Below are 10,433 nucleotides of genomic sequence, written 5' to 3' on the forward strand. Positions count from 1 at the left end.
TAATGCACTTTGAAGATGGTAGGGTGGAGAGATTCGAACTCCCAACACGCGGATTTGGAAGACTTACTAGAAAAGCTCCCTAGCTCAACCATCCACTAAAAAGGGTTTAGCGTTACTTGGCGCGGGAGCTGCTTTGGTAGTTGGTCACCCTGAGCTTATCACCGCGAGCGTATCGGCAGACGGTGTTCAATTCGGTGGCATTATTGGCGCAAGTGCTCCAATAGTATTTGGCCTATGGGAAACCCTACGGAATGAGTTCAAGTAATTATGGTTGAGATTTTACAGTACTTAACTTCGATGGGGTTGCCGCCATCCATGATCGTTATTATTGGAATGTTTTGGCGGCATAACAGTCGACTGATTCGACTTGAGACTAAAACGTTTAGTTAGGAAGAAGGGCTCATAGAGAGCCCTCAATAATTAGGCTTTGTAAAGATGTATGCTGTCTATAATGGATGCCAGAATTTCTATGGTTTTATCTGGTTTATCCCACCCTCGCCCAAACATCCTATTAAACAAATGCTCCCACCTTGCCTCATCCTCTCCGTCAATTGTGAAGGATTCTTTAGATGAACATTCTTGAGCTATAAGAGCTGTAAATATTTCATAGTGCTCAGGTGATTCCCATTGGTTTTCACTGAGCTCGGGGATTGCAGTTAAGCCATAAAGGGTGCCTATTTCTTCAGCAGTGACACTTCTTGAATGTATTTTTCGAGCAACTTGTGGAGTTATAACTGAGAATAAAATTCCCGTAATGTGTAGCATCGAGTAACCAAAGATTTTATTTTCAGAAAGGTAATCAGGGGTGACGATGTTTAGAACTTCAATATGTCGTACAAGGGTTTCAACTTCTCTGAGTGATAAGCTATGTACTGAGATTGCTCTTGTGACTAGATTTGTGAACTGTTCGCTGTATTGTCCTCTAAGGCATGTGTCACCAAGAGTTAAACTAGACTTAATCAGATTTTTGTAATGAACAGAAGATACTTTATTTGTATCAATTGCGTAGTTTGTTTTTTGAGTTGTAGGTAGTGCTATTTTATAGTTTATGAACTTGTCTAGATATTTTGAAGCGTCGACACCATTGCCATAGCAGTGTTCTATTGACGCTTCTAACTGCTTTGAGTTGGTAACTAAGACAAACTTAACGTTAGGAACATTAAATGTATGTTTGATCACTTCTAAAAGTTTGATGGCATAGCTAGGTTTACACCTATCGAGTTCATCAATAAATATTGTAATTGGTTTTTCTGAAGATAACTTCTTTAGCACTTGTTGTAACGCGGCTAAGCTTTCTTCTGCCTCGATGTGACTCTTTAAGATACTCTCAACAGAAGCATCTATTGCTGCGTCTGTTGCTTGGGCGACCTCTTTTTCGAATCCTTCTGCAATGTCAGCTGCATCTGTTTTTAATAAGTGTCCAACTCCAGCTTTTAGGGAAGTTTTTAACCCAAAACGGATTGCAGGTAGGATTTTGTTTATGGTCTTTTGTCTCTTACCATCTTTCTCCGGTACGAGTTTAAGTACCTCAGCAAGAATGGTTAATAAAGGCTCATCAGCATGATCTGATTTATAAGCATCTATGTAGATTATTGAGCTCGAATCTTTTTCTTTGTAAAGGTTTATCAATTTGCAGCAAAATTCAGTTTTGCCAGTCCCCCATCCACCATCAATAATTAGTGGTGAAATACTAATGTCGCTTTCTAGTAAGTTGATGATATTTATAGCGATAGATTGTCGATTGAATTCATCTCGATTGTTGAAATGTATGTCGAACATTAACTTAATCCATAATTAAGAGAGGCCGAATTAGCCGTGAATAATTGGTTATGACGGTATCATCAAGTGTGTTTAATTGTATTGATACTTGTCACCTATCTGAATTGATGGTTTCGACTTGTTTATTGTGCAATTTGTGTGGGAACAACTGGGTATATACCTGCCACAAAATGTTTAGGTTCCTATGCCCTGTCACTTGAGCTACCTCTTCAATTGAATACCCTTTTTCAAACAAACGGCTTGCACCTTCTCTTCGTAAATCGTGGTACCGCAAATCCTCAATACCCAATTCGTTTCTCACTCGCTGAAAGCCTGCGCTAACACTTCGTGAGTTGTACGGGAAAATAAGATCACCTTTGTTTGGTTGCTTTAGTGCGATCTCAAATGACTCGCCAAGCAACGGCACAATCATGTGATTACCTTCTTTCTTCCTAGGGTCTTTTCTATCTCTAACCAGTATCGTTTTATGCTCTTGATTGAGATCTTCCCAACGCAGCTTGCAGACTTCACCAATCCGCATACAAGTAAGAATGCTGAACTCTAGAATGTCGGTAAAGGGGATTCGAGTTGTGCCGTTTGGTCGGAAAGACTCACGTTGTTCTAATCCAAGCTTTAAGATTTTCAGTTCTTCAGCAGTAGGGCGACGTGTTCGTTTCTGGCTTTTACCTATTAGTGTCATATCAATGAGAACTGGGACGGCTTCATCAAATATCTGGTGATTGGTGTCGATGTTGAAGACAGGCTTAGACTTTTTCATTACAGAACGTAGGTAAGCAATATCATGATAAATCGTTGCGGGTTTGGCTCCTGCGCCTCTTCTGTTTTTACAGTGCTCGATTAAGTCGCTAGTTCGTAGCTGATTACTCTCAACTTGGGCGATGTCGCAATCCCTAAGCATCTTAATCACATAGCGTTTGGTGCGGCCTGTATTGTCCCAAAGATCTCTTTCGGCCATGAATAAATCGAGGAGTACCGAAAGGGGGACTGTTTTTGGTTGATTGAGTACCCCTTGAGCTTCTAGTTCAGCTACCCTTTTTTTACCGAAAGCTTTAGCGAGTGCTTTCTTTTTTAGAGTTTTGCTTTCCCTGTGTATAATGCGCGAATTCTTTTTAACGATGATTGTTACCTTGAACCTTGGTTCACCGCTTTTTAGCTTTCTGGTCTCGATGGTATAACTTGCCATTGTCCAACTCCTAAAGGGGTACTTGAGGGGTACTACAGGAAGTAATTCCGTTTAATTCTAGGTAATTCACTGTATGTTTGTACAGTATTAATTGAGACTGAATCATGACAAACACTAATAAAACCAGTAAATACGCTAGTAACCGACTTTCTGTTGCACCCATGCTCGATTGGACTGACCGCCACTGTCGTTACTTTCACCGTTTGCTTTCTCAGCAGACTCTTCTGTACACGGAAATGGTAACAACGGGCGCGATCTTACATGGTAAGGGCGACTTCCTAGAATATAACGAGCAAGAACATCCTCTTGCACTTCAACTCGGTGGTTCAAACCCGGTTGATCTTGCTGCTTGTGCCAAGCTTGCTGGTGAACGCGGTTATGATGAAGTGAATCTTAACGTAGGTTGCCCTTCAGACCGAGTTCAGAATGGTCGATTTGGTGCATGCTTGATGGCTGAGCCCGAGTTGGTGGCAGATTGTGTTTCAGCGATGAAAGAAGTCACTGATATTCCAATTACCGTGAAAACGCGTATCGGTATCGATGACCAAGACTCTTATGAGTTTCTAACTAAGTTTGTTTCGACGGTTTCTGAAAAAGGTGGCTGTGAGCAATTTACTATTCACGCGCGTAAAGCGTGGTTGAGTGGCCTTAGCCCGAAAGAGAACCGTGAGATCCCACCGCTAGATTACGATCGTGCATACCAAATCAAGAAAGATTTCTCTGATCTGGTGATTGCCGTGAATGGTGGCATTACGACTCTTGAGCAAACTAAGGAGCACTTGCAACACCTTGATGGTGTGATGATCGGTCGTGAGGCTTACCATAGCCCGTTTATCTTGGCTGAAGTTGATCAGCAGATCTTTGGTTTAGACACGCCAATTAAGAAGCGCTCACAAGTGGTTGAAGAAATGTACCCGTACATTGAGCGTGAGCTTTCAAATGGTGCAAGCTTAGGACACATCTCTCGTCATATGCTTGGTTTGTTCCAAAGCATGCCGGGCGCAAGACAATGGCGTCGCTACATCAGTGAAAACGCACATAAGAAAGGTGCAGGTATTGAAGTGATGCAAACAGCATTGGCTAAGATCCCTAAAGAGCTAAATGTTTAAGCTCCCTCTAAGTTAAAAACTTAAGGTTAAATTCGCCACTAGAGGTTAAATTTACCACTATAAGTTTCCGAAAAGCCACGCATGAAGATGTGTGGCTTTTTATTTATCTGATAAATAAGGATTTTATAGGGTTGGCATACTTGGTATGGAAGCTGCAATGTTAGAAAGTAGGAAAGATAGGTCATTAACTCATTAGGGAGACCATTATGTTTGAATTAATATTTGTTCTTATTTTCGTTGCGACTCTACTTGTCACTGGTATTACGTTTATGACGGTATTGGCTGCAACCGGAGTGGCGTTATTAGTCATGTTGGTCTTAGGTATGATGGGCGTCGTGTTTAAGTTACTGCCTTGGTTGATCGTGATTGCAATCGGTGTGTGGTTTTTCAAAAATTTTGTACACAGTTCTAACCAGAGACGTTACTAAGGTCATCGTGCCGTCAAATCTTTACTCGTCAGCGGTTTATCGTTTTAGAATTTAAGATGTGTGGTAGAATTTTCCCCAATAATCTATGAATGTGCATACAATTAGCACTACGATATGGAATTGGAGCTATCTCAAATGAATAAAATGCCATTAATTGCTTTAGTGGGAATGCTATCTTTAAGTTCAGCAGTGTCTGCTGAAGAAGAGTTTTCTTACACGGCTAAAGTCGGTGCCGATATGTGGTGGGGAAGTACAAAGCTAAACGAAGTTAGACAAGATGACGATTCTAACTCACCTTCGTTGTATTTCGCATTTGAGCATAATGCCCCGATGCTACCAAACGCTAGCTTTCGCTATACTTCTGTTGATGCAGATTCATTGGCTTTCGATAAGTACGACTACACCTTCTATTACACGTTGTTAGATCACAAGCAGATGAACTTCGATGCGGGTGTGACGTTTACTCAATACTCAAACTCGAATTACATTGAACCAAAAGCAACAGGTGCGAAAACATCGACGTTTGATGAGTTCACGTGGAGCTTCTACGGTAACGCAGAGATCAATGTGCCGGACACTAACTTCGATATCATTGGTACGATGGAGTTCGGTGATAGCAGTGGTATTAAGAGCACTGACTTGATGGCGGGTGTTCAGTACCGAATTCCAGTATCAGAATCTGAAATTGCCCTGCGTGGTGGTTACCGTGTTATCGATTTAGATTCGGATGAGTTCTTTAGCTCAGAACTAGGCAAGAGCTTTGTCATGGTCGATGGTTGGTTTGCTGGTGCTGAAGTGCGCTTCTAGGCCATATAAAGCAAATTTAGAACGAATTTTAAGAACGCCACTTTATTAAGTGGCGTTTTTTTATATCTATTGATTATATCTTTCTGGAATTAGTTAGCACATTCATCACTTTCGACCATCCTTAATACAGAGAGCCAATTTGCGTCTATTCTTATAAGGTCTATGTAGTGAGGTCAAAGCAAGGGATGGAATATGACACTCAATGAATTACGAAATTTATATAGAGAAAATCTGTTAGTTGAAGCGATCATAGAGCCCTCAATTCAAGAAGGGTCTTGGGTTGTGGAGTTTCGCCATATGGGAGGTGGCTTTGTTCTGCTTACTGATGTTCATGGTGAAGAGTGCCATTACGCGGATTTAGACCTAGCATCTAAATCGGCAATGGCGGTTGGCTTTCAGCAAGTGCGTATTGAAAACCAGTAAGTCAATTTGCGTTTCAATCGGTTTTTACTTCCAAAAAGTTATAAAACATACTTTTCTATTCTTTCTTGTTATTAAAAGGAGTGGTTAATCTATCGTCACGCAATGATTAGGGATGTCGTGACCATGTCTTTAAATAAGAAAGAGTCTTCACAAAATAATAATGCACAGTCTGGGGCTAATGAGTTACCTGGGCTAGCAGCACCACTTAATGACCAACAATTGGGTCATCTTCAGCAAACTGTTTCTGAACTGTCTTCACAGCAACTGGCATGGGTCAGTGGTTACCTTTGGGGAGTGAGCCAAGCTCAGCCTGTCGGTGCTGCTGCGCCAATCGCTCAAGCGGCCGCTGCAGTAGCGGCTAAGCCAGCGGGTAAGCTCAGCATTATCTTCGCTTCTCAAACCGGTAATGCTAAAGGCGTCGCTGAATCGCTAGAGGCAGAAGCAAAAGCCTTAGGTATCGCCGTCGAGCTTTTCGATGCGAGTGATTATAAAGGTAAGAACCTAGCCAAAGAGACACACGTCATTTTCGTCGCTTCAACCAATGGTGAGGGCGAAGCCCCTGATAACGCGATTGAGTTGCATGAATTCCTTCAATCGAAGAAAGCGCCAAAATTATCAAACCTACAATACGGTGTGATTGGTTTAGGTGACTCAAGCTATGAGTTCTTCTGCCAAACGGCTAAAGACTTCGATAGCTTCCTCGCTAAGCTTGGTGCTAAATCGTTTGTCGACCGTCTTGATTGTGATGTTGATTACGAAGAATCAGCAACGGAATGGCGCGCTAAAGCATTAGAGCAAGTAAAAGAGACGCTATCGACAGGCACTGAAGCCGATGTGGTTCAATTACCAGTCGGTCAAGCGGCCGCCGGTCATTCGCAATACACCAAACAAAACCCATACACCGCGACACTATTAACCAGTCAAAAGATCACGGGTCGTGACTCGGGTAAAGATGTTCGTCATATCGAGATTGATCTTGATGAGTCGGGCATTACCTACCAACCCGGCGATGCGCTAGGCGTATGGTATGAAAACAGTTCAGAACTCGCAAATCAGATTCTTTCTAAGGTTGGGTTATCGGGTATCGAAAGTGTCGATGTCGATGGTGAGAATCTATCTATCCATAGTGCGCTAGTGAGTAAATTTGAGATTACCACTTCAAACCCTCAACTTGTGACTAAGTTTGCTGAGTTATCGGGCAGCAAGAAGTTAATCAAGCTGGTGGAAGATAAAGACAAGCTTCGTGAATACGCGGGTAATACTCAAGTTGTCGATGTTTTAGCTGAGAAGAAAACTAAGCTATCGGCTGATGAGTTAATTGGCCTGTTACGTAAGCTGACACCGCGTCTCTATTCTATTGCATCAAGCCAAGCAGAAGTAGATGAAGAAGTTCACTTGACGGTTGGTTTGGTTGAATACCAAAAAGGCGAAGAGTCTCGTTTAGGCGGAGCTTCTAGCTTCTTAGCTCAACGTCTTGAAGAGGGTGGTGAAGTGAAGGTGTTTGTTGAGAACAACAATAACTTCAAATTACCACAAGACGACAATACACCAATCATCATGGTCGGCCCAGGTACCGGTATCGCACCGTTCCGCAGTTTTGTTCAAGAGCGTGAAAACAATGACGCTCAAGGTAAGAGCTGGCTGTTCTTTGGTGACCGAACTTTCACTCAAGATTTCTTATATCAAGTTGAATGGCAGAAGTACCTTAAGTCTGGTGCGCTAACCAAGCTTGATGTTGCCTTCAGTCGTGACCAAAAAGAAAAGGTTTATGTTCAAGATCGCTTAATCGAACAAGCAGCTCAGGTTTGGCAATGGCTTCAAGAGGGCGCGTACCTCTATGTATGTGGCGATGCGACTCGAATGGCGAAAGATGTTCATGAAGCGTTAGTTACAATTGCGGAAAAACATGGCAATCAGAGCCGCGAGCAAGCTGAACAATATATTAATGATTTACGTAAAGCGAAACGTTACCAAAGGGATGTGTACTAATGAGCAAGCAAGTAATAGAGCAAGAAGTGCTAGGTCAAGTACTGGGACCTTTGGCTGACAATGAACGTCTTAAGCGTGAAAGTAAAAATCTTCGCGGTACGATTGAACAAGATCTCCAAGATAGAATTACGGGCGGTTTTACTGCTGATAACTTTCAGTTGATCCGCTTTCACGGTATGTATCAACAAGACGACCGTGATATTCGTAACGAACGTACCAAACAAAAGCTCGAACCGTTACATAACGTCATGCTTCGTGCTCGTATGCCTGGTGGCATCATTACCCCTAAGCAGTGGTTGGCGATTGATAAGTTCGCAGACGAAAGTACCTCTTACGGTTCAATTCGTCTAACAACTCGTCAAACGTTTCAGTTCCACGGTGTCTTGAAGCCGAACATTAAGTTGATGCACCAAACGCTAAATAGCATTGGCATTGATTCAATTGCGACAGCGGGTGATGTAAACCGAAATGTTCTATGTACGACAAACCCGGTTGAATCTGAACTTCACCAAGAAGCTTACGAGTGGGCGAAAAAGATCAGTGAACATCTATTACCGAAGACTCGTGCTTATGCAGAAATCTGGTTAGATGGTGAAAAACTAGAAACAACGGATGAAGAACCTATCCTTGGTAGCAACTACCTACCGCGTAAGTTCAAGACGACGGTTGTCATTCCTCCGCAAAATGATGTGGACGTCCATGCTAACGATCTTAACTTTGTTGCTATTGCTGAAGACGGAAAGCTGGTGGGCTTTAATGTGTTAGTCGGTGGCGGTCTTGCTATGACACATGGTGATACCTCTACTTATGCACGTAAAGCTGACGACTTTGGTTTTGTGCCATTAGATAAAACGTTAGATGTAGCAGCGGCGGTGGTAACGACTCAGCGTGACTGGGGTAACCGTTCAAACCGTAAGAATGCAAAAACCAAATACACACTAGACCGTGTTGGTATTGATGTATTCAAAGCAGAAGTAGAAAAGCGTGCAGGCGTAGAATTTTCTGAAAGCCGTCCTTATGAGTTTACTGGCCGTGGTGATCGCATTGGTTGGGCGGAAGGCATTGATGGTAAGCACCACTTGGCGTTATTCATCGAGAATGGTCGTTTACTTGATTTTCCGGGTAAAGCTCTGAAAACAGGTGTTGCTGAAATAGCGAAGATCCACAAAGGTGACTTCCGCATGACTGCAAACCAAAACCTAATTGTTGCGGGTGTGTCGACGAGTCAAAAGGCCAAGATTGAAAAACTGGCGCGTCAATATGGCTTGATGGATGATGCTGTTTCAGAGCAACGTAAAAACTCAATGGCGTGTGTGGCTTTCCCAACATGTCCTTTAGCAATGGCAGAAGCTGAGCGCTTTCTTCCTGAGTTTGTAACGGATGTTGAAGACATTCTGAAAAAACATGGATTACCAGAAGAAGATAACATCATCCTTCGAATCACAGGTTGTCCAAACGGTTGTGGTCGTGCAATGTTGGCTGAACTTGGTTTAGTGGGTAAGGCTCCGGGGCGTTACAACATGCACCTAGGTGGCAACAAGGCCGGAACTCGTATCCCTAAGATGTATAAAGAGAACATCACATCAGCTCAGATCTTAGAAGAGATTGATGCGCTGGTGGGACGTTGGGCTACAGAACGCAACGACAAAGAAGGGTTCGGTGATTTTACAATCCGAGCTGGCATCATCGAAGAGGTGATCATTTCCAAGAGGGATCTGCATGCATAATTCTGTCGCTTCAAAATTGAAGTTAGCAGAGCTACTCGCATTGACTAAGACGGAGCAAATACTTCGTCTTGGACAAATCAACGCAGAGTTAGAGCAGCTAACCGCATTAGAAAGAGTTAAGTGGGCTTTAGATAATTTAGAAGGGACACATGTTGTGTCTTCTAGTTTCGGAATCCAAGCAGCATTGATGTTGCACCTAGTGACCCAAGCAAAACCAGATATTCCGGTTATTTTGACTGACACAGGGTATCTATTTCCGGAGACCTATCGCTTTATTGATGAGTTAAGTCAGAAGTTGACTCTAAACCTTCAAGTCTTTCGCGCCCAACAGAGCCCTAATTGGCAAGAAGCGCAATATGGAAAACTTTGGGATCAAGGTATAGAAGGGATAGAGAAGTACAACAAGCTTAATAAAGTTGAACCGATGAGAAGAGCGTTGGATGAGCTCGAGGCTGGGACATGGTTTTCCGGTTTAAGAAGAGAGCAATCTCAATCGCGTGCAAATTTGCCAATCTTATCTATCCAAAATGGTGTGTTTAAATTTTTGCCGGTAATCGATTGGACGAATAAAGATGTTCACTATTACCTAGAAGAGCATGGTCTCGGTTATCACCCGCTTCGAGAGCAGGGTTACCTTTCTGTTGGAGATACACATACAACTAAGAAGTGGGAACCGGGTATGACTGAAGAGGAAACTCGTTTTAATGGGTTGAAACGCGAATGTGGTCTCCATGAAGATGATGGAGAGCAATATGGTTCTGGGATTTAGACTCGTTGCCATTTAAAAAGCTGCCATGAGGCAGCTTTTTTGTTTTCTAGGATGAAAATTAGATCAATTGTGGATAAGTCTGTGGTTATTTTGTAAGTACTCTGTAGTTAAACTTGCACAAATAAGGCTTTGAGTGTTTATTCGCCATGTAATCGTTATTTTTGCATCTTTCTTTAATAAACACTTGCCAATGTGATGAACATCTCTATAATGCCGCCT

At 42.6% G+C, this 10,433-nt stretch carries 10 protein-coding genes; 8 read left to right on the forward strand and 2 right to left on the reverse strand.

Going from position 1 to position 10,433, the window contains the following annotated elements:
• Positions 1 to 133 precede the first annotated feature (133 nt).
• Entirely contained in the window at positions 134 to 265 is a 132-nt protein-coding gene (locus AB4623_RS21225) for a hypothetical protein (protein WP_277871672.1), read from the forward strand.
• A 155-nt stretch (positions 266 to 420) separates the two neighbouring features.
• Here AB4623_RS21225 and AB4623_RS21230 read toward each other — a convergent pair whose 3' ends face one another.
• Entirely contained in the window at positions 421 to 1,779 is a 1,359-nt protein-coding gene (locus tag AB4623_RS21230) for a P-loop NTPase fold protein (RefSeq protein ID WP_102421407.1), read from the reverse strand.
• Positions 1,780 to 1,870: 91 nt separating this feature from the next.
• Positions 1,871 to 2,962, reverse strand: coding sequence for a site-specific integrase (locus AB4623_RS21235; RefSeq protein ID WP_102421408.1), 1,092 nt, complete (start codon positions 2,960 to 2,962; stop codon positions 1,871 to 1,873).
• Positions 2,963 to 3,066: 104 nt separating this feature from the next.
• Here AB4623_RS21235 and dusA point away from each other — a divergent pair, with 104 nt between their 5' ends.
• The 7 genes from dusA to AB4623_RS21270 all read left to right on the forward strand — a co-directional run bounded on the left by dusA (position 3,067) and on the right by AB4623_RS21270 (position 10,214).
• Entirely contained in the window at positions 3,067 to 4,071 is a 1,005-nt protein-coding gene (dusA, locus tag AB4623_RS21240; protein ID WP_019822275.1) for a tRNA dihydrouridine(20/20a) synthase DusA, read from the forward strand.
• Positions 4,072 to 4,277: 206 nt separating this feature from the next.
• Complete coding sequence (pspG, locus tag AB4623_RS21245) at positions 4,278 to 4,499, forward strand: envelope stress response protein PspG (RefSeq protein ID WP_017059950.1); 222 nt, start codon at positions 4,278 to 4,280, stop codon at positions 4,497 to 4,499.
• 135 nt (positions 4,500 to 4,634) lie between these two features.
• Entirely contained in the window at positions 4,635 to 5,306 is a 672-nt protein-coding gene (locus AB4623_RS21250; protein WP_102333451.1) for a TIGR04219 family outer membrane beta-barrel protein, read from the forward strand.
• A gap of 192 nt (positions 5,307 to 5,498) precedes the next feature.
• Positions 5,499 to 5,729, forward strand: a complete 231-nt coding sequence (locus AB4623_RS21255) for a hypothetical protein (protein ID WP_004735813.1) — start codon at positions 5,499 to 5,501, stop codon at positions 5,727 to 5,729.
• A gap of 123 nt (positions 5,730 to 5,852) precedes the next feature.
• The gene (locus AB4623_RS21260) at positions 5,853 to 7,718 is read left to right on the forward strand and encodes an assimilatory sulfite reductase (NADPH) flavoprotein subunit (RefSeq protein ID WP_372101200.1); all 1,866 of its coding nucleotides are present in this window, start codon (positions 5,853 to 5,855) and stop codon (positions 7,716 to 7,718) included.
• Positions 7,718 to 9,445, forward strand: coding sequence for an assimilatory sulfite reductase (NADPH) hemoprotein subunit (gene cysI / locus AB4623_RS21265; protein ID WP_372101198.1), 1,728 nt, complete (start codon positions 7,718 to 7,720; stop codon positions 9,443 to 9,445). Before AB4623_RS21260 ends, cysI begins: the two co-directional genes overlap by 1 nt.
• Positions 9,438 to 10,214: a phosphoadenylyl-sulfate reductase gene (locus AB4623_RS21270; RefSeq protein WP_017059954.1), complete on the forward strand. Its 777-nt coding sequence runs from the start codon at positions 9,438 to 9,440 to the stop codon at positions 10,212 to 10,214. The genes cysI and AB4623_RS21270 overlap by 8 nt, the downstream gene beginning before the upstream one ends.
• Positions 10,215 to 10,433 lie beyond the last annotated feature (219 nt).

Source organism: Vibrio sp. 10N.222.52.C12 (assembly GCF_041474215.1).
GTDB classification, from domain to species: domain Bacteria; phylum Pseudomonadota; class Gammaproteobacteria; order Enterobacterales; family Vibrionaceae; genus Vibrio; species Vibrio crassostreae_C.